Below are 23,409 nucleotides of genomic sequence, written 5' to 3' on the forward strand. Positions count from 1 at the left end.
GGGCGTCCTCGTTTCCGCGGGCGACGTGCGGCTGCCACCTCTCTCCGTTCAAAACTCAGGAGATTCCGGCCTCCGGCGCCCACCGGGCAGCGGTCGCACGGCGTGTCTCCTGAGTTTTGAACGCATCGGGGTGGAGCGGGCGCGGCACGGCACCCTGACGCTCCGGCGCCGCAACGCAGAAGCCCCCCGCCGCGGACGGCGAGGGGCTTCTGTGCAGCAAAGGGTCAGAGCAGGTCGCGGCGGGAGACCTCCGCGATGGCGCTCCAGTCCGCATCCTTCAGCTCGGGATCGGCGAGGGCCGCCTCGAACACCTGGATGAGGGCGGGCAGGGTCGCGGGCGTTACCCCGCCGGCCGCGGCCACCTCCGCGGCGAGTCCGAGGTCCTTGCGGCCGAGGCTCATCGAGAAACCGGCGGGGTGGTACTTCTCGTCCGCGATCATCTTGCCGTAGCCGGTGTAGACGATGCCGCCGAACAGCGTGTTCGACAGCAGCTCGGTGAAGACCTCGGGCGGCACGCCCACGCGCTCGGTCATCGCGACGGTCTCGCCGATGGCCTGCAGCGCGTGGATGATGTTGTAGTTCACCGCCGCCTTGACGGCGTTGGCCGCCGAGGGGGTTTCACCCAGCCGCCACACGCGCTTGCCCATGATCTCGAGGTACGGGATCACCGAGTCGACCACGTCGGAAGCGCCGGCTGCCAGGACGTTGAGCTGTCCGGCAGCGGCCACCTCCGGGCGGCCGAGGACGGGCGCTGCGACGTAGCCCACGCCGGCGTCGGCGAAGGTGCGCTCGAGCCGGTCGGCGAGCGACGGCGAGATCGAGGCCATGACGACGTGGGTGCGGCCGGATGCTGCCGCCAGCGCTTCCGGATGCAGCACGCTCTCCACCGCCGCGTCGTTGGCGAGCATCGAGAACGACACGTCGGCGGCGAGAGCCTCCTCCACGCTCGCTGCCGAAGCCCCCTGCTCGACGAGGGCGGAGACGGGGCCTTCGGACCGGTTCCACACGCCGACGTCATGCCCGGCGTTCACCAGCCGCGCGGCCATGCCGCGCCCCATCGACCCGAGGCCGAGGAATCCGACGGTGCTCACGCTTCTCCGCGCCCCCACACCGTGTTCTTGTGCGACTGCGCGTCGCGCTCGAGGTTCAGCGGACCGTCGATCGTGTAGTACCGGCGACCGGCGACGATGAGCTCCTCGGCCGGGAACTTGGTGATGACCTCGCACCCGTCGGCGGTCACGACGACCTCTTCCTCGATGCGCGCGGCACCCCAGCCGTCGGCGGACGGCCAGTACGTCTCCAGCGCGAACACGTTGCCCTCCTGCAGCACCTCGGGGTGGTCGAGGGAGGTGAGGCGCGAGAAGATCGGCTTCTCCCAGATCGACAGTCCGACGCCGTGGCCGTACTGCAGGGCGAAGGCGGCTTCCTCGTCGGCGAAGCCGAACTCCTGCGCCGTGGGCCACACCTTGACGATGTCGGCCGTGGTGGCACCGGGCTTCACCAGCGCGATCGCGCGGTCCATGTACTCCCGCGCGCGGGTGTACGCGTCGCGCTGGGCGGAGCTTGCCGAACCCACCGCGAACGTGCGGTAGTAGCACGTGCGGTAGCCGTTCCAGCTGTGCAGGATGTCGAAGAACGCCGGGTCGCCGGGGCGGATGAGGCGGTCGGAGAAGACATGCGGATGCGGGGAGCAGCGCTCACCGGAGATCGCGTTGACGCCCTCGACATACTCGGAGCCGAGGTCGTAGAGCGTCTTGGCGACGAGCCCGACCGCCTCGTTCTCGCGGACGCCCGGGCGGAGGAACCGGTACAGCTCCTCGTAGGCGGCATCCACCATGGACGCGGCCTGCGTGAGGAGGCGGATCTCGTCGTGCGTCTTGACGCGGCGGGCCTCCATGAAGATCTGCTGGCCGTCCACGACCTGGATGCCCTCCTTCTGGAGGGCGAACAGGATCGGGAGCTCGATCACGTCGACGCCCAGGGGCTGGTCGGCGAGGCCGAACTTCTCCAGCTCGCGCTTGATCTTCTTCGCCACGCCCTCGGCGATCCCCGCGTCGGGCGGGAAGGCGCCGCGGAGGGTCGAGATGCCGGCGCGCGCTCCCGACTCCATGCGCGGGCGCTTCGCGCCCTCGTGCGGGGCGCTGGGGTTCGCGTCCATCTCGGCGGTGGTGGTGTCGAGCCACGGGTTGTAGAGCTTGTGGTGCTTGGCGGCCGAACCGAAGTCCCACACGATGGGGTCGGTGTTGCGCGTGAGGAGCGAGAAGCGGATGAGCTTGTCCATCGCCCATGTGCCGATGTGGGTGGCGCTCATGTAGCGGATGTTGGAGAAGTCGAAGGCCAGCACCGCGCCGAGGGAGGACGCATCCAGCTGCGCCTTCAGGCGTGCCAGACGCTCATCCCGGAGGCGGTCGAAATCGACCCGCTGCTCCCAGTCGACGCCGTTGGTTCCGGTGGTCCCCGTGCTCTTCATCGAGTTGCTCCTTCGTCGCGGATGATCGCGGTGGCGCTGTACGCGCGTGAAGTCCAGCTTAACACCGGCCCCTCCTCGCGCCCAGGGATGGTGTCGCTGCCGGTGGCCTGATGCACTGGCGCCGGTCATCGGCTGTCACTTCACACGGGCGACGGGAGGAGCGCCTCTACAATGTCGGCAGCGCGCGACGCGCGACGACGGAAGGCGGCACCATGCCGGAGAGCCTGGGTCAACGCATCCGTGCGGCCCGCACCGAACGCGGGTTGAGCCTGCGCAGCGTGGCGCAGTCGCTCGGCGTCTCCGCCAGCCTCATCTCGCAGGTGGAGATCGGGAAGACGCAGCCATCCGTCTCGACGCTGTACGCGCTGGCGAGCCACCTCGGGGTCTCCCTCGACGACCTCCTCGGCATCCCGTCGACACGGCCGCCGGCGCAGCAGATGTTCGGGCACGACGGTCCGCCGCTGCCCGATGTGCAGCGGGCCGCGGACAACCCCGTCATCGAGATGGAGAACGGCGTGCGGTGGGAACGGCTGGCCGCCGGCGCGGGCGGGCCGGCCGATGCGCTCCTGGTGACCTACGAGCCGGGCGCGAGCAGCTCCGTCGAAGGCAAGCTCATGCGCCACGCGGGGATCGAATACGCGTACCTGCTCGACGGCGAGCTGACGCTGCACCTGGACTTCGAGACGTACGTCCTGCGGGCGGGAGACTCGCTGCAGTTCGACTCGGTGCGTCCGCACCTGTACACCAACCGCTCCGGCGCCGTGGCCCGCGGGGTGTGGTTCGTCGTCGGCCGCCGTCAGCAGAACCGGTCGCTGCCGGATGCTCCGGGGCGTACGACAGACGCGACCGCCGAGCCGGGTACTCCGGCGTCGGCGGTCGACGTACTGCGGGCGATGGACGAACTGACCTGAGTCAGCGCCGTCCGTGGCGGGCGGGACGGGCCTCGGTGGCCCACGGGTCCACGAGCGACTTGATCTGCGTCGACCGACCCTCCAGCAGCGGCGTCAGGGCCTGGTCGGCGACGTCGGAGAGGGGGATGACCTCGCCGGCGATGTCAGACCAGTCCTCGCGCGTGCCGAGCAGGCGCACCGCCTCGGGGAAGTCGTCGGCGAACACGTGCGCGACGGTGCCGATGATCGTGTACTCGCGCAGGGTCCACGATCCCAGCGGCAGGGCGGGCTCGCCCCGCTGAATGCCGACGGGGACGATGGTCGAGCCGGGCTTGGCCGTCTCGAGGACCGAGGCGAGACCGGGGGCCGAGCCGCTCACCTCGAAGAAGACGTCCACGTCCATGCCGAGCTCGTCGAGCTTGTCGTCAAGGCTCATCGATCCCGACAGAAGCCCCGCCGTCGCGCCGAGGCGCTGCGCGAGGTCCAGGCGCTCCTGGTTCAGGTCGACCACCAGCACGCGTGCACCGGTGGCCGCCGCGGCGACCGTGATGAACGTGCCGATGCCGCCTGCCCCGACGATGACGGCATCCTGCCCGGCGCGGAGTCCACTGCGGCGCACCGCGTGCACGGCGATGGCGAGCGGCTGGGCCAGTGCGAGGGTGTCGGTGCTGAGACCGGTGTCGCTGACGTCGAGGAGGATGCCCGCGGGCGCGACCACGTAGCCGGCGAGGCCGCCGTCATAGGCGAAACCGAGCGTCTTGTAGGAGCGGCAGAGGTTGGTCCGCCCGGCGCGGCACGGCTTGCACTCGCCGCACGCGATACCCGCGCCGCACACCACGGTGGCACCGATGGTGAGGGAGCCGACCCCCTCGCCGAGCGTCTCGACCGTGCCGACGAACTCGTGTCCGAGTGCGACCGGCGGCTCGGCCAGGACGAGGTGGCGGCCGAACTCGGTCGCGTCGCTCCCGCACACCCCGCACGCGCTGATGCGCACGAGCACCTCGCCGGGCCCCGGTGCGGGGATTGGCTTGGACTCGACCCGCAGGTCGCCGACCCCGTGGAGGACCGCAGCCTGCATGTCGGTCATCGGAATGAGCCCTCGGAGATCGGGAGCTGCACGGCGGCCCGCTCGGCCATCATCCACCCGATGAACTTGTCGTACACGGCGAGGTGATCGGGGTGATCGAGGTAGGCGTCGAGACCTTCCTGGTCGTCCAGGATCGCGGCGACGCCGTAGTCGGACCCCGCGGGGCGCAGGTGCAGGTTCGGCTCTGCGACGTAGGAGCGGAGCTGGGGGATCCCCGCCGCCATCGCGCTCAGGGCCTCCGTGAGCGCCGACACGTCGGCCTCGGTGACTTCTTCTTTCCACCGGAAGGCGGCGATGTGCAGGATCATGGCGTCCTGTCCCTTCTCCTCGTCGAGGTGTTCAGCGCCGATGTACATTCGCGGGCACATCGGGGAGCAGAATCCAGCGTAGCGGGGAATCGTCTGCGCGGCTGCTGTAAAGTGGCGCTGTCCAGCGTCGGAAGGAGTCGGCATGAGTCGTCCACGGATCGCCGTGCTCGGGGCCGGCGCCAATGGCGCGTCGGTCGGGGCGGATCTGATCACCGCCGGGCACGACGTGACCCTCGTCGAACAGTGGCCCGCACACGTCGAAGCCATGCGGTCCGATGGCGTGCACGTCCTGTCTCCGGACGGAGACCTGCACGTCCGGCCTCACGTGATCCACCTGTGCGAGGTGGCCGAGCTGACCCAGCCGTTCGACGTCGTCCTGATGCTGGTGAAGGCGTACGACTCGCCGTGGGCGGCACGCCTGCTCGCGCCCTACCTCGCCGAAGACGGGCTGATGGTGGGTGTGCAGAACGGGATGACGGCGCACACGGTCGAAGACGCGGTCGGGGCCGATCGCACGATGGGTGCGGTCATCGAGTGCTCCGCGACGATGAACGAACCCGGCATCGTTCATCGCCACACCCCCGTCTCGCGTTCGTGGTTCGCCGTCGGTGCGCTCCCCGGCGGGCCCGCCGACCGCGCCGGCGAGATCGCCGATCTGCTGCGCTCGGCCGGCACGGTGGCGATGGTCGAGGACATCGAGGCGGCCAAGTGGATGAAGCTGGTCAGCAACTCGACCCTTCTGGTGACCTCCGCCATCCTCGGCCTGCCGATGCTCGACGCGCTCCACACCCCGGGCTATCGCGACGTGATGGTCGCCGCCGGCAACGAGGCCCTCGCCGTGGGCCGGGCCCTCGGGCATCCGATTCTTCCCATCTTCGGGCTCACTCCCGACGAGGTGGCCGACCCCGCCACGGTCGTCGACATCATGACCGACAAGCTCTTCGCGGGCTTCGTCGTACCCGGTGCCACCACCACGGTCCTCCAGGACTGGACCAAGGGCCGCCACTCGGAGGTCGACGACCTCAACGGCCACGTCGCTGCCGAGGGGGCGCGGCTGGGCATCGCGACACCCGTCAACGACGCGGTCGTGCGCCTGGCGCACCGCATCGAGCGCGAGGGACTGCAGCCGGATCCGAGCCTGCTCGCGGAGATGCTCGGCGCAGCACAGTGACCCGCCGCGGGGCGCTCCTCGCCACCGCGGCGGCAGTCGGAGCCGGCGCCGCGGTGTCGGTCCAGACCTCGATCAACGGGCACACCAGCGTCCTCGTGGGCTCGCCCGTACTGGCCACCGCGGTGAACCACGGCAGCGGCCTCGCGCTCGCGCTGATCGTCGCGCTCGCCCTGGGCGCTTTCCCGCGGGCCGTCCGCAACCTCCGCGCGGGGCGCACGCGGCTGCGGTGGTGGTGGTTCTTCGGGGGCGTGATGGGCTTCGGCGCGGTCCTGGCGATCATCGCGGTCACTCCCGATGTCGGCGTCGTGGCGGTGGGCGTCGCGGTGACGCTCGGCCAGCTCGCCGGATCGGTCGCGGCGGACTCGTGGAGCCTCGGCCCCGGCGGGAAACGCTCCCTGGGCGTCTTCCGTCTCGCCGGGATCGGCGTCGCGGTGGTCGCGGTGATGGTCGGGGCGTTCGGGCGGTTCGAGGTCGGCAACCTCCTCGTCATCGTCGTGGTCGTTCTCGCCGGTGCGATCATCGCCATCCAGCAGGCGGCCAACGCGTGGCTCATCGTCGCGACGGGCGAATTCTCCGTCATGTCCGTCATCAACTTCGGTGTCTCGGCTCTGTTCGTCGGCGCGGCGCTGCTCGTCTCGATGACGTTCGAGCCGCTCGATTTCGGCGCGATTCCGTGGTGGGCGCCGCTCGGCGGAGGCTTGGGCGCCGTCATCGGCGTGGTCTCCGCGCTCGCCGTCCGCGCGATCGGGGTGCTCAGCCTCATGCTCTGCATCGCCGCGGGACAGGCCATCGGATCGATCGTCGTGGACCTGATCGCCCCCGTGGATGCTGTGGGACTCACCCCGGCATCCGTGATCGCTGCGGCCCTCGCCGTCGCCGCGGTGGGGATGGCGGGGATGGGGTCGCTCTCGCGCCGTTCCCGGGGGTCCGATGCCCCGCAGCTCCGGGCGCCCGCCCCCGACCCCCTGCCCTGACCGCCCGACGCGAAGGAGGCCCGACATGCCGATTTCCACCATCGCCGCTGTGGCGCACGAGGGTGCGACGGAGTTCACCGTGGAGACGGTGAACCTGCGCGACCCCGGCCCCGCGGATGTCGTCGTCGAGATCGCGGCGAGCGCCTTCTGCTACAGCGACTGGATCGCCCTGCGGGGTGACACGGGCCTGGGCGAGGGCGGCCTCTACCCTGCCGTCCTCGGGCACGCCGCGGTCGGAACGGTCGTGGATGCGGGGCGGGATGCTCGGGCCACACCCGGGACGCGCGTGCTGATCACCGCCACGCCGGAGTGCGGCCGGTGCTTCTGGTGCACGCAGGGGCGCATCGACCAGTGCGCCGAACTCTTCGCACCCGCGCCCACGATCGGTACGCTCGCCGACGGCCGCGCGGTCCGCGGCCCGGGAGCATCCGCCACCTACGCCGAGCGCACCGTGATCCGTGACATCCAGGTGTTTCCGACCGACAGCGACCTGCCCGACGCGTGGCTGGCGATGTTCGGGTGCGGCGTCGTGTCGGGCATGGGGGCCGTGATCAACGTCGCGCGCGTCGCACCGGGCGAGTCGGTGGTCGTGGTCGGATGCGGTCAGGTCGGCCTATGGATGGTGCAGGCCGCGCACGCCGCGGGGGCGGGGGAGATCATCGCGGTCGACCCCCTCGCCGAGCGGCGCGCGCTGGCCGCGCAGCTGGGGGCGACCGTCGTTCTCGATCCTGCAGACGGGGACGTCGTCGAGCGGGTGCGCGACGCGACCGGCGGGCGCGGCGCCGACCACGGGCTCGACGCGGGCGGCACGGTCGAGTCGGTGCGCGACGCGTTCGCCCTCTCGCGGCTGGGAGGCGTGGTGACGTTGACGTCGTACGTCACGCGCGACACGTCCGTCGAGTTCCCGCTGTTCGACCTGGCTCTCCGCGGTCGTGACGTGCGCAGTTCGCAGAGCGGACGGCTCGACATGGCGCGCGACATGGCCCGCTTCCTGCCGTGGATGGCGGGCGGCCTCGTCGACCCCCAGGCGCTGGTGGGCGGCATCCGCCCCCTCAGCGAGATGGCCGGCACCCTCGCCGCGTCCCGAGACCGGCGAGAGCTCACGCCGATCGTCACGGCGTAGGGCGCGGCGCAGCCGGCCTCAGAACTGCTCGGGAAGCCGCGGGCGGTACGGCGCGGACAGGCGCGCGATCTCGCTGTCGTCGAGGGTGAGTTCCAGCGCAGCGACGGCGTCGCGAAGGTGCCGCTCGTCGGTGGCCCCCACGATCGGTGCCGTGACCGCCGGCTGCTGGCGCAACCAGGCGAGCGCCACGTGCGCCATCGGAACCTCGCGTTCGGCGGCGATCTCCTGCACCACGTCGACGACGGCGTGGTCGGAATCCACCGCCTGCCGGTAGTTCTTCTGCGCAACGAGATCGGTCTCGGTTCGCCGGGTCTCGGTGCCCCAGGGCCGCGTCAGGGTGCCGCGGCCGAGAGGGCTCCACGGCACGACCCCGACGCCGGCGTGTGCGCAGTAGTGGAGCAGGTCGCGCTCATCCTCGCGGTAGATCAGGCTGTACTGGTTCTGCATCGAGATGAACGGCGCGAGGCCGAGCTCGCGCTGCCGCTCGCGGGCCTCGACGAACTGCCACGCGCGCATCGACGACGCGCCCAGGTACAGCGCCTTGCCCGCACGGACGATGTCATCCAGCGCGACGAGCGTCTCCTCCAGCGGCACGTCCGGATCGAAACGGTGGATCTGCAGCAGGTCGACCCGGTCGGTGCCGAGGCGTCGCAGGCTCGCGTCGACCTCCTGCACGATGGCCTTCCGCGAGAGCCCCCGGCGGTTGGGGCCTGTGCCCATCACCCCGTGCACCTTCGTCGCCAGCACGATCTCGTCGCGGTTCGCCATGTCGCGCAGGGCACGCCCGAGGATCTCCTCGCCCGAGCCGTCGGAGTACACGTTCGCGGTGTCGAAGAAGGTCAGACCGAGCTCGAGCGCGTACGCGATGAGTTCCCGGCTGCGTTCCTCCGGAAGCGTCCACGGGTGCGTCCCACGACCGGGCTCGCCGAAGCTCATCGACCCGACCGCGAGGGGTGACACTTCCAGGCCGCTGCGTCCCAGCCGTACGTAATCCATGCCGTCCAGTATGCCCGTCCGACAATCCCGCGCGTGGCCCCTCTGCGAGAAACGACGATCCGGACGAGAAAGGGCGCGGGGCGTGCCGTCTCGTCCGGATCGTCGTTTCTCGACTCAGGCGTCGCGGCGCGCGCCCTCGGAGGGGCGCACCGTGAAGGTGCGGGGAGACGCGAAGCCGGCGGTGGCGAAGGCGTCGGACACGGCGGATGCGGCGGGGCCCACGCGGGCGGACTCGAGCAGTGCGATCGCGGCGCCGCCGAAACCGCCCCCGGTCATGCGCGCGCCCAGGGCCCCGGCGGCCAGAGCCGTCTCCACGGCGAGATCGAGTTCGGGGACCGAGATCTCGAAGTCGTCGCGCATCGAGGCGTGGGATGCGGTGAGCAGGTCGCCGATCGCGCGAGGGCCGTCAGCATCCAGGGTCGCGACCGTGTCGAGCACCCGCTGGTTCTCGGTCACGATGTGCCGCACCCGGCGGAAGGTGACGTCGTCCATGAGCTCCTGCGCGTGGGGAAGGTCGGCCACCGTCACGTCGCGGAGGGCGGGAACGCCCATGAGGCGCGCGCCGGCTTCGCACGACTCGCGGCGCTCGCGGTAACCGCCCGAGGAGTGCGCGTGGGTGACGAGCGTGTCGATCACGAGAATCTCCAGCCCCGCCCGGGCGAACCCCAGGTCGACCGAGCGCGTCTCCAGGCTCCGGCAGTCCAGGAACGTCGCGGCGTCGGCGTGGCCCAGCATCGAGGCGATCTGGTCCATGATCCCTGTCGGCGCCCCCACGGCGTCGTTCTCGGCGGTGCGGCCCACGCGCGCCAGGGCCACCCGATCCAGCCCCGCGCCCCACACGTCGTTGAGCGCTCCGGCCACGGCGCCCTCGATGGCGGCGGATGACGACAGCCCCGCGCCGACGGGAACGTCGGAGGCGATCGCGATGTCGACACCGCGTGGCGCGGCATCGGGTGCCGCGGCGCGCAGCGCCCATGCCACTCCGAGCGGGTACGCGGCCCAGTCCAGGCCTCCGTCGGCGATCGTCCGGTCAAGCTCGGCCAGCGACACCGCCACGGCACCGTCGGCGAATGTGCTGACCACCCGCACGACGTCGTCGTCGCGGAGGGCGACGGCGGCGGAGGTGCGGTGCTCGATCGCGAAGGGCAGCACGAAGCCCTCGTTGTAGTCGGTGTGCTCGCCGATGAGATTGGCGCGTCCGGGGGCTGACCACTCACCGATCGGGGGGCGTTCGGTGATCGAGGCGAGCAGGTCGGATGCGGCGGTCATTCGATGTTCTCCGGGACGGTGGCGAGCGCGTCGCGCAGGCGCGCGGCCTGGGACTCGGGGGTCACGTCGGCGATCCAGGCGCCCATGGCCGACTCCGAGCCGGCGAGGAACTTGAGCCGGTCCGCGGCGCGGCGCGGCGAGGTCAGCTGCAGGTGGAGGCGGAGCGCATCCCGGCCGGTGTGCACCGGGGCTTGATGCCACGCGGCGATGTACGGGGTGGGGGAGTCGTAGAGCGCATCGATTCCGCGCAGCAGCCGCAGATAGAGGGGCGCGAGCTCGTCGCGCTCGGCCTCGGTCGTCTCGGCGAAGTCCGGCACGTGCCGGTGGGGGAGGAGGTGCACCTCGATCGGCCAGCGTGCGGCGAACGGCACGAAGGCGGTCCAGTGCTCGCCCGACAGAACGACGCGCTCGGAGTCGCGTTCGGATTCGAGGATGCGGGCGAACAGGTCGGTCGACGTGCGGGCCGCGGCATCCAGCATCCGCTGCGTCCGCGGGGTGATGTACGGGTACGCGTAGATCTGGCCGTGCGGATGCGGCAGCGTGACGCCGATCGCCTCGCCGCGGTTCTCGAACGGGAAGACCTGCTCGACCCCGGGAAGCGCGGACAGTGCGGTCGTGCGGTCGGCCCACGCCTCGATCACCGTGCGGGCGCGGGTGCGGGTCAGGGTGCCGAACGAGCCGGAGCGCTCCGGGCTGAAGCACACGACCTCGCACCGCCCGACGGAGGTGCGCGAGCGCCCGAGGCCCAGCGCCGCGAGGTCGTCGAGCCCGGCGGGGGCGTCGTCGCCTGCGGGCGCGTCGTCGGTCGCGTGCGCCAGGGCGGGCCCGAAGGACGGGGACTTGTTCTCGAAGACCGCGACGTCGTACCGGTCGGGGATCTCGGAGGGATTCGTCGGCGTCTGCGGGGCGAGCGGATCGAGGTTCGCCGGGGGGAGGAAAGCGCGGTTCTGGCGCGCGGAGGCGATGGAGATCCAGTCTCCGGTCAGTACGTCCTGGCGCATCGTCGCGGTGGCCGGGCGCGGGTCGAGCGTGCGCGCATCCACCGACCGCTCCGGCGGGAGGGCGGTACCGGGGTCGTCGTAGTAGATCAGCTCGCGGCCGTCGGCCACGCGGGTGGGGCGCTTGACGACGCCGGCGCCGAGCACGGCCTCCACCGGGGGTGGTGTGTTCACGATAACACGGTAGCCGCCGCGCGTGTTATCGTCAACACACCATCGTCGATAGGTGACAGGGGGTGCGATGCCGATCTCCATGGCCGATGTGGCCGCGCACGCGGGAGTGTCGGCCCAGACCGTGTCGCGGGTCGTCAACGACAGCCCGCGCGTCGATCCCGCCACCCGCGCCCGCGTCGAGGCCTCGATGGCGACACTGGGGTACCGGATGCACCGGGCGGCGCGCGCCCTGCGAACCGGTCGCACCCGGACGATCGGACTCGTCGCCGCATCCCTCGCCGCGGTGGGCAACTCGCGGATGCTGGAATCCATCGCCGACGTCGCGGCACAGCGCGACTACGCCCTGACCGTCGTGACGCTCGCCGGCGCGCGCAGCGTCGCCGACGCGTTCGCACAGCTGCGCGATCAAGGGGCGGACGGGGCGATCGTGCTCAACGAGGCCACCACGCTGCTCCGGGAATCCGACCCCGCGGCCGGCCTCTCCCTGGTCGTCGTCGACTCTCCGCCCGACGACCGGTTCGCGATCGTCCAGACCGATCACGCCGGCGGCGCCGAGGCCGCGGTGGACCACCTCCTCGCCGGGGGTCACGCGACCGTGCATCACCTCGGCGGCCCCGCCGCATCCTTCGCGGCCGCCGAGCGTGAGCGCGGATGGCGCGCGGCGTTGGAGACCGCCGGGGCGAGCGTGCCGCCGGTGGTCCGCGGTGACTGGACGTCGCAGTCGGGGTACGCCGCCGCAGCCGGGCTTCTCGAGGCGACGGCCGTGTTCGTGGCGAACGACCAGATGGCCCTCGGAGCGCTGCGCGCCTTCGCCGACGCAGGTCGCCGCATCCCGGAGGACGTCGCGGTGGTGGGCTTCGACGACGTCGTGGATGCGGCGCAGTACCGCCCGCCCCTGTCGACGGTGCGCCAGGACTTCGACGCCCTCGGAGCGCGCGCCGTCGCCGCGCTCCTCGCGATGATCGAGGACGGCGCAGAGCCCACCACGCAGGTGGTGCCCGGGCGGCTGGTCGTGCGCGCGAGCTCCGAATCCCGCTGACGCGGGCCTACTCCTCGCGGTGACCCAGGTGGGGCTCGGCGACGAAGCGCGCCACCGGTTCAGCGACGCCCTCCAGCTCCAGCACGACGATCTCGTTGGTACCGGCGTTCGTGACCGCGGCGGGGACGTACAAGGTCTGCTGCGGGCCGCTTCGCCAGTACCGGCCGAGGAAGAACCCGTTGACGAACGCGAAGCCCTTGCCCCACGCCGCCGGGTCGAGAAACAGGTCGGCGGATGCGTCCAGGCTGAATGTGCCGCGCCATCCCGCTCGACCCATCCCTCCGCCGGGTGCGGCGTGCACGACCTGCTCCACCGCGGCGGCGAGATCCACCGGGGCGGAACGCCAGCCCGCCACCGGCATGCCGTCGAGCGTCACCGCCCCGTGGAGACCCTTCCCCTCGCCGAGCCGCGGGCCGTAGTTCACCCGGCCCTGGTCTTCCACGACGACGGTGAGCTCCCGGCCGCGCGGGATGACGAGCGTCCGCTCCTGCAGGGCGCGAGAAAGCCGCCCGACGGGCACTCCGTCCACGGCGACCCATGCCAGGTCGCGCACCTCGCCGATGGCGAGGGTCGCGCGGTCTCCGGCGAACGCCCCGTCGGGCAGAGTGACGTCGTAGCGGACGACGGGGCCGAGCTGTCCGAGGCTCTCGAAGGAGGCCGGGACGTCATGCGCGGGCGCCGCGGACGCCGCGGGCACCCAGTCGCCGGAGCCTTCCAGCGCCACCGCCAGAACGGGCGCCGCCGGGCGCGACGGCGGCAGCTCGTCGGGAACCGGCGCGTACTTCGCGATCACCTCGCGGAACGCGAAGAACTTCTCCGTCGGATATCCCGCCTCATCGAACGGGGCGTCGTAATCGTAGGAGGTGACCGTCGGCGCGTAGCGGCCCTTGTCGTTCGCGCCGTTGGTGGTACCGAAGTTCGTGCCCCCGTGCACCATATACACGTTCACGGAGGCCCCGGCCTCCAGTAGCGCGTCGAGTTCGGCGGCCGACGCCGCCGCATCCGTGGTGTGATGCACCCCGCCCCACCAGTCGAACCAGCCGTCCCAGAACTCCGAGCACATGAGCGGCCCTGTGTGCTGGTGCGCCCGCAGCGCGGCCAGACGCTCGAGCGCGCGAGAGCCGAACGATCCCGTGACCAGAAGCTCCGGCAGGCTTCCGTCGCGGAGCATCCCGGGTTCGGGCTGATCCACCGTCGTCAAAGGCACGGTGATGCCGCTGGCGCGGGTGAGATCGGTGAGCGCTCGAAGGTACGCCTTGTCGCTACCGTACGCGCCGTACTCGTTCTCGATCTGGACGAGCGCCACCGGGCCGCCCCGGTCGATCTGCCGCGGCACGACGATGTCGTACACCCGCCGGAGGTACGTCGTAACTTCGTCGAGGTAACGCGGTTCCGAGCGGCGCAGGCCGATGCCGGGCATGCCGGTCAGCCACACGGGCAGTCCGCCGTTGTGCCACTCGGCGCAGATGTATGGGCCGGGGCGCACGATCGCGTGCATCCCCTCCTCGGCGACGAGATCGAGGAAGCGGCCGAGGTCGTTCCAGCCGGTCGCGTCCCATTGGCCGCGTACGGGCTCGTGCGCGTTCCACGCCACGTACGTCTCGATGGTGTTGAGCCCCATCAGCCGCGCCTTGTGGATGCGGTCGGCCCACGCGTCAGGGTGGATGCGGAAGTAGTGGAGCGCTCCGGAGAGGATGCGGTGCGGGGACCCGTCGAGGAGGAACTCGTCCGGGCCGAGGGTGAGGGTGCTCACGATGTCCTTCGGTCAGGGTACGGGACGGCCGGCCGCTGCCGGGCCGCCCCGCACCGGGGGTCACTCGACGGTGAATCCCTGGTCGTTGCCGTACTGGATGAGCTGCTCCTGCCACGCGGACATGCCCTCGTTGAGGTCGCCCCCGGTGGCGTAGGACTGCCCGACCGTGTCGCCGTAGACGCTGTTCGCGTAGACCTGGTAGGGCAGATAGCTCCAGCCCTCACGCACCTCGCCGGCGGCGGCGGTGAGCACCTCGTTGATCCTCTGCCCCCCGAAGTACTCCGACTCCACGTTGAGGAACTCCTCGGATTCCAGCTGCGCGACGGTGGCGGGGAATCCGCCGCTCTCGGCGAAGATCTCCAGGCTCTCCTCGTCGTTGTTCAGCCACTCCAGGAACGCCGCGGCCAGTGCCGGGTTCTCGCTCTGCTGCGTCACGGCCTGGCCGCCCCCGCCGTTCTCGGCCGTGACCGCCGTGCCGTCGTAGGTCGGGATGGGCGCGACACGCCAATTGCCCGCGGCCTGCGGCACCGAGGACTCCAAGACGCCCGGCATCCACGCGCCGGTGATCAGTGTCGCGATCGAGCCGTCGCCCAGGCCCTGGTACCACTCGTCGGTCCAGCCCGCTGTCTCCGAGAGCAGGCCGTCCTGCACAAGCTGGTTCCACGTGTCGGCCCACAGCTGCGAGCCCTCGTCGGCGAGGTCGATGGTCACGTCGGTGCCGTCGACCTCGAACGGCTGCCCGCCGGCCTGCCAGATCATGCTCGTGGTGAAGCCGGCATCGCCGGTGTCAGACGTGATGTGCTTGGTCGGATCGGCTGCGGTCAGCTGCTGAGCAGTGGCGATGTACTCGTCCCAGGTCGTGGGAACGGTGAGGCCGAACTGGTCGAACACCGCCTGGTTGTAGAACATCGCCATCGGGCCAGAGTCCTGCGGCAGGCCGTAGACGGCTCCGTCGAATTCGATGGAGCCCCACGTGGATGGCGTGTAGTCGTCCTCGAGGTCGCCGAAGCCGTAGGGCGACAGGTCGAGCAGGGCATCGGTCAGCGCGAACTGCGGAAAGGCGTAGTACTCGATCTGGACGACGTCGGGGGCGCCCGAGCCTGCCATGATCGCGTTCTGCAGCCTGGTGTACTCCTCGGTGTTGGTGCCGGCGTTCACCAGGTTGACGGTGACGTTGGGGTAGGCCTCCTCGAACGCCGCCACCTGCGCTTCGGCCGACGGTGTCCACGACCAGTACGTGATCTCGCCGCCCTCCTCCAAGGCCGCCTCGAGGTCGTCCGCGCTCCCGCTGCCTCCGCCGGAGGCAGAGCCGCCCGACGAGCACGCGGCCAAGGAGCCGCCGACGATGGCGGTCGCCGCCACCACGAACGCGGCGCGCCGCAGCGCCGGGTTCCTGCGCATGGATGTCATGGGATGTCCTTCGCTTGTTGTGGGTCCGGGGCAGGTCGCTCCGGGGTCGAGGGGAAGGGGGCGCCCAGCAGCCCCCTCGTCACTGCTTGACGCTTCCCGCGCTCAGCCCCGACTGCCAGAACCGCTGCAGAAGGAGGAACGCGACGACGATCGGGATGATCGAGAGGAGAGAACCGGTGATCACCAGGTTGTAGATGGGCTGCGCGGCCACGCCCGTGGCCTGTGCGTTCCACTGGTTGAGCCCGACGGTGAGGGGGTACCACGCCGGGTCGCTGAGCATGATGAGCGGCAGGAAGTAGTTGTTCCACGTCGCCACGACCGCGAACAGCAGCACGGTCACGATCCCCGGTGCGAGCAGTCGGAGCGAGATGGCGAAGAACGTCCGAAGCTCGCCGGCGCCGTCGACGCGGGCCGCCTCCAGCAACTCGGTCGGGATCGCGTCGCTCGCGAACACCCAGATGAGGTACAGGCCGAACGGGCTGATCAACGACGGGATGATGATGGCCCAGGCGGTGTTCGTCAGCCCCAGCTGGCTGAACATCAGGAAGGTCGGCACGGCGAGCGCGGTCCCTGGAACGGCGATGGCGCCGAGGATCACGGCGAACACCGCCTTGCGGCCGCGGAAGTTGTACTTCGCCATCCCGTAGCCCGCCATGGTCGCGAGGATCGTCGCGCCGCCGGCGCCCACCACGACGTAGAGGAGGGTGTTCCCCAGCCACCGGACGAAGATCCCGTCACGGTAGGTGAGGGTCTGTCCGATGTTGTCCCAGAGCGCGAAGCCGTTCCCGAACCACAGCCCGAAGGTGCTGAACAGATCGCTCTGCGTCTTGGTCGCGTTGATGACGAGCCACACGAGCGGCACGAGGGTGTACAGGAGGTACAGCGCCATCACCAGGGTGAGGACGGTCGAACGGCGCCCGCGCACAGGCGACGTGCGAGCGAGGGTCGGGGCGGTCATCGCACCTCCTGGCGGGAGCCGCGCAGCTGCACCACGTAGGCGATGACCGCGGTGATGACGCCCATGATGATCGCGATCGTGGCCGCGTAGTTGTACTGCTGGCCGGCGAAGGACAGGTTGTACGCGTACATGTTCGGCGTGAAGAACGTCGAGATCGCGTTCGGGGCGAGGGGCTTGAGGATGTTCGGCTCGTTGAAGAGCTGGAAGCTGCCGATGATGGAGAAGATCGTCGCGATGACGATCGCTCCGCGAAGCGCCGGGATCTTGATGGAGAAGATCGTGCGCCATGCCCCCGCCCCGTCGATCGCGGCGGCCTCGTACAGCTCGGTCGGAATGGTCTTCAAAGACGAGTAGAAGATGAGCATGTTGTAGCCCACGAACTGCCACGTGACGATGTTGCCGATCGAGACGAGGATCCACGACGAGGACAGGGGGCGCAGGACGTCTCCGCCGAGGAGCTGGTTGACGTTGGCGGTCAGACCGAACTGGTCGCCGTAGATGTACCCCCACATGAGCACCGCCACCACGGCCGGCACCGCGTACGGCAGGAAGATCACGATGCGGTAGAACCCGGACGCGTGCAGCCGTGCGCTGTCGATCGCGAGCGCCGCGGCGAGAGCGAGGGCGAGCATGACGGGCACCTGGATGATGAGGAACCCGACCACGCGCAGGAACCCGTCCCAGAACTTCGGATCCGAGAACGCGGCGATGTAGTTGTCGAAGCCGACGAAGGCGTTGCCGCCGATCAGCTGGTCGCGGAAGAAGCTGAGATACAGCGCATAGACCAGCGGCGCGAGGAACACGAGAGCGAACACGATCGCGAACGGGGCCACGAAGATCCAGCCGCGGTCGTCCACGCGCACGCGACTACGGCGACGGGGAGCCGTGCTCGCGGTGGGGGCGCGCATCACCGGTGGAGGTGCCGCAGTGGTCGTCATCGTCCGGCCTCTTCTGTGAGTGATCCGCGCGGGCGGGAAGGAGATGTTTACGTCAACATACGTCGTCGCCCGATAGCATGTCAACGTCAACATCCCGGGGGGACCGCGTGAGCGACACCGCTGCATCCATGTCCGCCAGCGGCGTCCGTCGGCGCCGCGAGGTATCGATGGCCGACGTGGCCGCCGCCGCCGGAGTCTCGGGCCAGACCGTCTCCCGGGTCGCCAACGAGCGCACCAACGTCGATCCCGCGACGCGCGTCCGCGTGCTCGAGGCGATGGCGCGGCTGGGGTATCGCCCGAACAGCGCCGCCCGCGCGCTGCGGTCGGGTCGGTTCCGCAGCATCGGGGTGATCATGTTCTCGCTGTCGTCGTACGGCAACAGCCGGACCCTCGATGCCGTCGCCTCGATGGCCGCCGCGGCCGGTTACTCGATCACCCTGATCACCGTGGACACGGCCACCCAGTCCGATGTGTCGGGCGCTTTCCTCCGGCTGCGCGAACATGCCGTGGACGGCGTCGTCATCCTCATCGAACGGCACCGGCTCGGCGAGACGGAGCTGGCGCTACCCACCGGGCTTCCGGTCGTGGTCGTCGACTCCAGTGCCGCCTACCCCTACCCCGTGGTGGACAACGACCAGGCTCAGGGCGCGCGGCTGGCCACGGAACACCTCCTCGATCTCGGGCACGCGACGGTGTGGCACGTGTCGGGTCCGCTCGAATCCTTCGCGGCGGAGCGTCGCCGCGAGGCCTGGCGCGACACTCTCGAGGCCCGCGAATGCCCCGTGCCCGACGTGGCCGTCGGGGACTGGACCGCCGACTCGGGCCACCGCATCGGCCGGAGCCTCGTCGAGGACCCCGCTGTCACCGCCGTCTTCGCCGCGAACGACCAGATGGCCCTCGGTGTGGTGCGCGCCCTCCATGAGGCCGGTCGGGGCGTTCCGGCAGAGGTCAGCGTGGTCGGCTACGACGACATGCCCGAGGCGGCGAATTACTGGCCGCCGTTGACCACGGTGCGCCAGCACTTCGATCGCGTGGGTGAGGGAGCGATCCGTGCCCTCCTCGCAGAGATCGACGGGGAAGGGCCGGAGGAGACCCGGATGCTGGTTCCCACCGACCTGATCGCCCGGGCCAGTTCCGGCCCGGCGCCGGGCCGGGGAAGCGTCGCACGACGCCGGTAGCATCGAGCGCGTGACTCGCGTCGTCCTGGCACCGGACAGCTTCAAGGGCACCGTGCCGGCGGCGACGGCCGCGCGGACTCTGGCCGAGGGGTGGCGGCGCGTCCGTCCCGACGACGACCTCGTGCTGCGCCCGATGGCCGATGGGGGAGAGGGCACGCTCGACGCGATCGCCACCGCGGTCCGCGGTGCCGAGCGCATCCCGCTGACCGTCACCGGTCCCGACGGATCGGCGGTCGTCGCCTCCTGGCTCCTCCTCCCACCCACGCGCGACGCGCCGGGGGGAACGGGCGTCGTCGAATTGGCTTCCACCTCGGGGATCGAGCTGCTGGGCGCGCGGCGCCTCCCCGAATCGGCGTCGACCCTCGGCTTCGGGCAGGCCGTGGCCGCAGCCCTGGACGCGGGGGTGTCGCGCCTCGTGCTCGGCATCGGCTCGAGCGCCTCCACCGACGGCGGCGTGGGGCTGCTCGTTGCCCTGGGAGCGCGGTTCGCGGATGCGGCGGGCGATCCGATCCCGCTCGGGCTCGCAGGTCTGGACGTTGTGGCCGCCGCCGACCTGTCGGGCCTCCGCCCCCTGCCCCCCGCGGGTGTGGTCGTGCTCACCGACGTGACGAACCCGCTCCTGGGCGAGAGGGGCGCCGCTGCCGTGTTCGGTCCGCAGAAGGGTCTCGACCCGGCCGGTGTCGCGCGCGCCGACGCGGGCCTCGCGCGGCTCGCCGCCCTCGTGCCGTCGATCGACCCGGCGCTTGCGGGTGCGGGCGCGGCCGGCGGGGCGGGCTGGGCCCTCGCGGCGTGGGGTGCACGCCTGGTGCCCGGCGCCCGGGAGGTCGCGGCACTCATCGGACTGCCCGCCGCCGCCGCATCCGCCGACGTGGTCGTGACGGGTGAAGGCTCCTACGACGAGCAGTCGGCCGTGGGCAAGGTGCCGGCGTTCGTCGCGGGCCTCGCCCCGCACGCGCGCGTGGGTCTTGCCGCCGGGCGGATCGCGACCGATACCTCGGCGTTCGCCGCGTCGGTCTCGCTCACGGAGCTGGCTGGATCATCCGCCGCCGCGATGACCGATCCGCTCCGGTGGCTGCGCGATGCCGGCGCCCGCCTCGCGTCTGCGCTCGCGCCCTGACGGTCGCTCGCGTCCCCGAGCGCACGGGATACGCCCGAACGCACGGCCTATCCGCGTGGGAAGGCCGTGCGTTCGGCGCGAAGCCGTTCGGGGCGGTTACGCGTCGCCGAGAGCGGCGGACACCACGGCGCGCGCCTCGGCCTGCACCTCGCGGAGGTGCTCCTCGCCGCGGAGGCTCTCGGCGTAGAGCTTGTAGACGTCCTCGGTGCCGGAGGGGCGCGCGGCGAACCACGCGTCCGCCGTCTGCACCTTGAGGCCGCCGATGGCGGCGCCGTTGCCCGGTGCGTGCGAGAGCTTGGCGGTGATGGGCTCGCCGGCCAGCTCGGTCGCTGTCACCGCATCCGGCGAGAGCTTCCCCAGCAGCGCCTTCTGCGCCGGGGTGGCCGGGGCGTCCACGCGCTGGTAGGCGGATGACCCGAACTCGGCCTCCAGCTCGGCATAACGCTGCGACGGGGTCTTGCCGGTGACGGCCAGGATCTCCGCCGCCAGCAGGCACAGGAGGATTCCGTCCTTGTCCGTCGTCCACACCGACCCGTCGGTGCGCAGGAACGACGCTCCGGCTGACTCCTCGCCGCCGAACGCGACCGATCCGTCGAGGAGCCCCGGCACGAACCACTTGAACCCGACCGGCACCTCGAGCAGGCGGCGGTTCAGGGAGGCGGCGACCTTGTCGATGATCATCGACGACACGAGGGTCTTCCCCACCGCAGCATCCGCCGGCCAGCCGGGCCGGTGCGCGAAGAGGTAGTCGATCGCGACCGCGAGGTAGTGGTTGGGGTTCATGAGCCCCGCGTCGGGGGTGACGATCCCGTGCCGGTCGGCATCGGCGTCGTTGCCCGTGAGGATGTCGTACTCGTCGCGGCGGGCGACGAGGGCCGCCATCGCCGACGGCGACGACGGGTCCATGCGGATCTTCTCGTCCCAGTCCAACGTCATGAAGCGCCACGTGGGGTCGACATCGGGGTTCACGACGGTGAGGTCGAGCCCGTACACCTCGGCGATGAGCGCCCAGTACTCCACGGATGCTCCGCCCAGCGGGTCGGCGCCGATCCGCACGCCGGCGCGCGTGATGGCGTCGATGTCGATGATGGTCGCCAGGTCGCGGACGTACGCGTCGCGGAAGTCGTACTCCGCGAGGGTTCCGGCGTCGAGGTCGGCATACCGCGTGCGGTGCACCCCTTCCAGCCCGGCGGTGATGAGCTGGTTCGCGCGATCGGCGATCCAGCTCGTGGCGTCGGTGTCGGCGGGTCCGCCGTGCGGGGGGTTGTACTTGAACCCGCCGTCCCGGGGCGGGTTGTGGCTCGGGGTCACGACGATACCGTCCGAGCGGCCGGGGTCATCCAGCGCACGGCCGCGGTTGTAGGTGAGGATCGCGTGGCTGAGGGCCGGGGTCGGCACCCACGAGTCGCGCGCGTCCACGCGCACGTCGATGCCGTTGGCCACGAGCACCTCGATGGCGGTGCGCTCGGCCGGGAGCGACAGGCCGTGCGTGTCGCGGCCCAGGAACAGCGGGCCGCTGATGCCCTGGGCCGTGCGGTAGTCGACGATCGCCTGAGTGGTGGCGAGGATGTGGTCTTCGTTGAAGCTCGCGGACAGGGACGAGCCGCGGTGCCCGCTCGTGCCGAAGGCGACACGCTGCTCGGGCACCGACGCATCCGGCTTGCGGTCGTAGTACGCCGCGATCAGCTCGTCGATGTCGATGAGATCGGATGCTTCGGCGGGGAGTCCTGCTCGACTGCTCATGGAACCAGTCTGCCCCGCGCGCGGCACCGGGGATACCGGGTTTGACACGATCCGCGCGGTTCTGCCAGCCGCGGCACACGCTGAGCGAGAAACGGCGATCCGGACGAGACATGCCGCGCCGCGCTGTTTCCCGTCCGGATCGTCGTTTCTCGGCGGGCGGAGGTGGGACGAGCGCGGGTGGGACGGGCGGGCGGGGTTAGGCTGATCGCCGTGACGCCCGAGCACGAGAATCCGCCCGCCCGCCGAACGTACAGCTATCTCGGGCCCGCCGGCACCTTCACCGAGGCCGCGCTCGCGCAGGTTCCCGAGGCCCGCGACCAGGTCTGGCGCTCGGTGCGCAACGTGGGGGAAGCGCTCGCCGATGTCGTGGAGGGGCGCTCGGATGCGGCGATGATCGCGATCGAGAATTCCGTCGACGGCGGCGTCTCCACCGCGCAGGATGCTCTGGCCACCATGCCGGGCCTGCGCATCGTCGGGGAGTACCTCGTGCCGGTGAACTTCGTGCTGGTCGGCCGGCCCGGTATGCGCCTGGAGGACGTGTCGCTCGTCGCGGCTCACCCCGTCGCCTACGCCCAGTGCCTGCAGTGGCTGACCAGGACGCTGCCCGCCCACGCGCACATCCCCGCCGCCAGCAACATCGCCAGTGCCCTGGGGGTGCTCGAGGGCACCTCGGATGCCGACGCCGCGGTCGCCGCGCCCGGGGTCGTCGCCCACCACGACCTCGAGGTGCTGGCCGAGGAGATCGGCGACAACCCCAACGCCGTCACCCGCTTCGTCCTGGTCAGCCGCACGGTCGCGCCGGCGCCGCCGACCGGGGCGGACAAGACCTCGCTCATCGTCGAGCTGCCCGAAGACCACCCCGGTGCCCTGCTCGAGCTGCTCGAGCAGTTCGCCACCCGGGGCATCAACCTCTCCCTCCTCGCCTCGCGCCCCATCGGAGACGCCCTCGGGCGGTACCGGTTCGTCATCGACGCCGACGGGCATATCGAAGACGAGCGGATGGCCGACGCGCTCCTGGGGCTCCGGCGTTTCAGCCCGAAGGTGATCTACCTCGGCTCCTACGCCCGCGCCGACCGCGCGATCATCCGCTACCCGCAGCGCTACTCCGACGATGTCTTCGTCGAAGCCCGAGACTGGTTGCGCGGCCTCCTCAGCGGCGAGCCCGAGCCCGAGCTCTGATCCGAGGCCCTGCGGTCGCTCGCGGGCTTGTCCGACCCTCTCCTCGCGCGTGATCTACGCTGTGGGGATGCCTGAGCCGATGCGGCTGTCCACCGGTCCCCTGAGCTCGGCGATCTTCCGGGTCGCCCGTGTCCACAAGTCCCTCGCGGCCAAGCTCCTCCGCCCGAGCGGACTGCGGCCGGGGCAGGAGCTGGTCCTCATGACGCTGTGGGAGCACGGCCCTCAGCGCATGACCGATCTCGTGCAGACGCTCGGCACCGACGCCCCGTCGATGACGCGCAGCATCGCGCGGCTGGAGAAGGCGGGCCTCGTGCGGCGGGGTCTCTCTCCCACCGATCGGCGGGTCACCCTCGTCGAGGCGACGGATGCCAGCGTGGCGCTGCGCGCAGACGTCGGAGCCGCGTGGACGGAGCTGGAGGCGCTGACGGCCCGGTCGCTGAACGAGTCCCAGCAGCAGCAACTCCTCGCCCTGCTCACCGACCTGGAGACTTTCCTCCGCGAGGCCGAGGAGACCCTCTAACCCGAACCTTCTGCCGCGGAAATCGAGGACGTCTCGCGTATCGAGGAGCCGGCACGGCACTTCAGTCCTCGATCCGGTGGATCTCCTCGATCCCGGATGCGTCACGCCGGGGGC

General features: G+C 71.0%; 21 protein-coding genes. 9 read left to right on the forward strand and 12 right to left on the reverse strand.

Annotated features, from left to right (window positions below; translation table 11 throughout):
- Positions 1 to 224 precede the first annotated feature (224 nt).
- Together AC2DFQ_RS13850 and AC2DFQ_RS13855 are read right to left on the reverse strand one after the other, a co-directional pair.
- Positions 225 to 1,091, reverse strand: coding sequence for an NAD(P)-dependent oxidoreductase (locus AC2DFQ_RS13850; RefSeq protein ID WP_484534295.1), 867 nt, complete (start codon positions 1,089 to 1,091; stop codon positions 225 to 227).
- Complete coding sequence (locus AC2DFQ_RS13855) at positions 1,088 to 2,470, reverse strand: M24 family metallopeptidase (protein WP_484507939.1); 1,383 nt, start codon at positions 2,468 to 2,470, stop codon at positions 1,088 to 1,090. Before AC2DFQ_RS13855 ends, AC2DFQ_RS13850 begins: the two co-directional genes overlap by 4 nt.
- Positions 2,471 to 2,682: 212 nt before the next feature.
- On the opposite strand from AC2DFQ_RS13855, the gene AC2DFQ_RS13860 reads away from it, so the two are divergent.
- Entirely contained in the window at positions 2,683 to 3,381 is a 699-nt protein-coding gene (locus AC2DFQ_RS13860) for a helix-turn-helix domain-containing protein (protein ID WP_484507940.1), read from the forward strand.
- 1 nt (position 3,382) lies between these two features.
- Here AC2DFQ_RS13860 and AC2DFQ_RS13865 read toward each other — a convergent pair whose 3' ends face one another.
- Positions 3,383 to 4,447, reverse strand: a complete 1,065-nt coding sequence (locus AC2DFQ_RS13865) for a zinc-dependent alcohol dehydrogenase (RefSeq protein ID WP_484507941.1) — start codon at positions 4,445 to 4,447, stop codon at positions 3,383 to 3,385.
- A complete protein-coding gene (locus tag AC2DFQ_RS13870; protein ID WP_484507942.1) occupies positions 4,444 to 4,803 on the reverse strand; it encodes a Dabb family protein in 360 nt (119 codons plus the stop codon). Before AC2DFQ_RS13870 ends, AC2DFQ_RS13865 begins: the two co-directional genes overlap by 4 nt.
- A 94-nt stretch (positions 4,804 to 4,897) precedes the next feature.
- Between AC2DFQ_RS13870 and AC2DFQ_RS13875 the strand changes: the two genes are divergently transcribed.
- From AC2DFQ_RS13875 to AC2DFQ_RS13885, 3 genes are read left to right on the forward strand one after another with little or no spacing between them, the layout of a single operon-like run.
- Positions 4,898 to 5,926, forward strand: coding sequence for a ketopantoate reductase family protein (locus AC2DFQ_RS13875; protein ID WP_484534296.1), 1,029 nt, complete (start codon positions 4,898 to 4,900; stop codon positions 5,924 to 5,926).
- A complete protein-coding gene (locus AC2DFQ_RS13880; protein WP_484507944.1) occupies positions 5,923 to 6,900 on the forward strand; it encodes a DMT family transporter in 978 nt (325 codons plus the stop codon). Before AC2DFQ_RS13875 ends, AC2DFQ_RS13880 begins: the two co-directional genes overlap by 4 nt.
- A 25-nt stretch (positions 6,901 to 6,925) precedes the next feature.
- A complete protein-coding gene (locus AC2DFQ_RS13885) occupies positions 6,926 to 8,023 on the forward strand; it encodes a zinc-binding dehydrogenase (RefSeq protein ID WP_484507945.1) in 1,098 nt (365 codons plus the stop codon).
- A gap of 18 nt (positions 8,024 to 8,041) precedes the next feature.
- Here the strand turns inward: AC2DFQ_RS13885 and AC2DFQ_RS13890 are convergent, their stop codons facing one another.
- The 3 genes from AC2DFQ_RS13890 to galT form a co-directional block, all read right to left on the reverse strand.
- Positions 8,042 to 9,019 carry an aldo/keto reductase gene (locus tag AC2DFQ_RS13890; RefSeq protein WP_484534297.1) on the reverse strand — a complete coding sequence of 326 codons (978 nt, stop codon included), beginning with the start codon at positions 9,017 to 9,019 and terminating at the stop codon, positions 8,042 to 8,044.
- A 114-nt stretch (positions 9,020 to 9,133) separates the two neighbouring features.
- Positions 9,134 to 10,288 carry a galactokinase gene (gene galK / locus AC2DFQ_RS13895; RefSeq protein ID WP_484534298.1) on the reverse strand — a complete coding sequence of 385 codons (1,155 nt, stop codon included), beginning with the start codon at positions 10,286 to 10,288 and terminating at the stop codon, positions 9,134 to 9,136.
- The gene (gene galT, locus AC2DFQ_RS13900; RefSeq protein WP_484534299.1) at positions 10,285 to 11,460 is read right to left on the reverse strand and encodes a galactose-1-phosphate uridylyltransferase; all 1,176 of its coding nucleotides are present in this window, start codon (positions 11,458 to 11,460) and stop codon (positions 10,285 to 10,287) included. The genes galK and galT overlap by 4 nt, the downstream gene beginning before the upstream one ends.
- 67 nt (positions 11,461 to 11,527) lie before the next feature.
- Between galT and AC2DFQ_RS13905 the strand changes: the two genes are divergently transcribed.
- Positions 11,528 to 12,499: a LacI family DNA-binding transcriptional regulator gene (locus AC2DFQ_RS13905; protein WP_484534300.1), complete on the forward strand. Its 972-nt coding sequence runs from the start codon at positions 11,528 to 11,530 to the stop codon at positions 12,497 to 12,499.
- Positions 12,500 to 12,506: 7 nt separating this feature from the next.
- Here the strand turns inward: AC2DFQ_RS13905 and AC2DFQ_RS13910 are convergent, their stop codons facing one another.
- From AC2DFQ_RS13910 to AC2DFQ_RS13925, 4 genes are all read right to left on the reverse strand, one after another.
- On the reverse strand, positions 12,507 to 14,252 hold the full coding sequence (locus AC2DFQ_RS13910) for a glycoside hydrolase family 35 protein (RefSeq protein WP_484534301.1): 1,746 nt from the start codon (positions 14,250 to 14,252) through the stop codon (positions 12,507 to 12,509).
- Between the two features lie 60 nt (positions 14,253 to 14,312).
- Positions 14,313 to 15,653 carry an ABC transporter substrate-binding protein gene (locus AC2DFQ_RS13915; RefSeq protein WP_484534352.1) on the reverse strand — a complete coding sequence of 447 codons (1,341 nt, stop codon included), beginning with the start codon at positions 15,651 to 15,653 and terminating at the stop codon, positions 14,313 to 14,315.
- An 88-nt stretch (positions 15,654 to 15,741) separates the two neighbouring features.
- Positions 15,742 to 16,620 carry a carbohydrate ABC transporter permease gene (locus tag AC2DFQ_RS13920; RefSeq protein ID WP_484534302.1) on the reverse strand — a complete coding sequence of 293 codons (879 nt, stop codon included), beginning with the start codon at positions 16,618 to 16,620 and terminating at the stop codon, positions 15,742 to 15,744.
- Positions 16,617 to 17,558, reverse strand: a complete 942-nt coding sequence (locus AC2DFQ_RS13925) for a carbohydrate ABC transporter permease (RefSeq protein WP_484534303.1) — start codon at positions 17,556 to 17,558, stop codon at positions 16,617 to 16,619. Before AC2DFQ_RS13925 ends, AC2DFQ_RS13920 begins: the two co-directional genes overlap by 4 nt.
- A gap of 167 nt (positions 17,559 to 17,725) precedes the next feature.
- Here AC2DFQ_RS13925 and AC2DFQ_RS13930 point away from each other — a divergent pair, with 167 nt between their 5' ends.
- A complete protein-coding gene (locus tag AC2DFQ_RS13930; protein ID WP_484509961.1) occupies positions 17,726 to 18,736 on the forward strand; it encodes a LacI family DNA-binding transcriptional regulator in 1,011 nt (336 codons plus the stop codon).
- A 10-nt stretch (positions 18,737 to 18,746) separates the two neighbouring features.
- The gene (locus AC2DFQ_RS13935) at positions 18,747 to 19,853 is read left to right on the forward strand and encodes a glycerate kinase (protein ID WP_484534304.1); all 1,107 of its coding nucleotides are present in this window, start codon (positions 18,747 to 18,749) and stop codon (positions 19,851 to 19,853) included.
- Between the two features lie 96 nt (positions 19,854 to 19,949).
- Here the strand turns inward: AC2DFQ_RS13935 and pgm are convergent, their stop codons facing one another.
- Complete coding sequence (pgm, locus tag AC2DFQ_RS13940) at positions 19,950 to 21,596, reverse strand: phosphoglucomutase (alpha-D-glucose-1,6-bisphosphate-dependent) (protein ID WP_484507955.1); 1,647 nt, start codon at positions 21,594 to 21,596, stop codon at positions 19,950 to 19,952.
- 210 nt (positions 21,597 to 21,806) lie between these two features.
- Between pgm and pheA the strand changes: the two genes are divergently transcribed.
- Positions 21,807 to 22,775 (forward strand): prephenate dehydratase, encoded by a 969-nt coding sequence (pheA, locus tag AC2DFQ_RS13945; protein ID WP_484534305.1) that lies wholly within the window; start codon positions 21,807 to 21,809, stop codon positions 22,773 to 22,775.
- A 67-nt stretch (positions 22,776 to 22,842) separates the two neighbouring features.
- Entirely contained in the window at positions 22,843 to 23,295 is a 453-nt protein-coding gene (locus AC2DFQ_RS13950) for a MarR family winged helix-turn-helix transcriptional regulator (protein WP_484534306.1), read from the forward strand.
- The last annotated feature ends 114 nt before the right edge of the window (positions 23,296 to 23,409 follow it).

The organism is Microbacterium sp. Z11_20 (assembly GCF_057197605.1).